The sequence below is a fragment of the Caulobacter sp. genome, assembly GCF_017744445.1.
Classification (GTDB): Bacteria; Pseudomonadota; Alphaproteobacteria; order Caulobacterales; family Caulobacteraceae; genus Caulobacter.
Genome location: NZ_JAGIBH010000068.1, coordinates 1 through 822, shown reverse-complemented (window position 1 = coordinate 822; position 822 = coordinate 1). Strand labels below are relative to the sequence as shown.

1 protein-coding gene is annotated in these 822 nt (G+C 67.8%); it reads right to left on the bottom strand.

Translation table 11 applies throughout. The features are described from left to right. Positions 1–238: 238 nt before the first annotated feature. A partial coding sequence (locus tag J7528_RS23645) for a glycoside hydrolase family 9 protein (protein ID WP_291879740.1) occupies positions 239–822 on the bottom strand: 584 nt, incomplete at its 5' end.

The following is an 822-nucleotide window of genomic DNA, read 5'->3' as shown; positions in this document are numbered from 1 at the left end:
GAACCAAGCCTGCCGGGCGAAACGGGCTTTGTCACCTCATGTTGAGCGCGACGGCCGGGGCGCCGCCGCGACGGGGCTTGGTCGCCTTCTCCTTTCGGAAAAACGCCGCTGTATCAACCCCTTGTTGGAAGCTTGCGCGATTTTCGAGGGCTCGCCGAGGGGCGTGTCGGCGATGAAGGCGGCGCCGGCCGTTTCGATACCGGCGCCGTTAAGGATGAAATTGGGCGAATCCCTTGGTTCAGCGGGTGTCGTCCAGCCAGGCGGCGGTCCAGACCAATGGGGCGTTCCAGTTCACCGTCACCTCGTTCTGGGTGAAGGCCCGATAGTCGTCGGTCCAGCAGGTCTGGGGGGCGCACTTGCCCTTCATCGTCTCGGCGACGGTGTCGGTCATCGAGGACGAATTGGGGCCGCCTGAGAGTACGCCGGCCGGCGGCGCGGGGTATCGAGGGTCGGCCTGTTGGGCCCAGAAACGGTGGTGAGGGTGCCGCATCGGCCGAGCGCCGAAGCCGGTCACGTAGGATCGGTCCAGCGGATTTCTGCCCAGGATGTAGTCCATGGCGTCGACGGCGCGATCGCGGAAGATCTGCTCGCCGGTGAAGTCGTAGGCAAGGCCAAGGACCAGCGCGCGGTTCAAGATCGCGCTGTTCGAACCCCAGGGGTAGGCCGGCGAGGCGTAGGGCAGGGCATAGCCCTGGCCTTGAGCCGCCTCGGCGTAGGCGCGGGCCGAGGCGACGAGGTTGGCGCGGGCGGTCGCGACCTCGGCCTGCGTCAGGGCGTTGGGCGTCAGCGCCAGGGTGATCGTCCCCAGGGCGCCCACCGAGC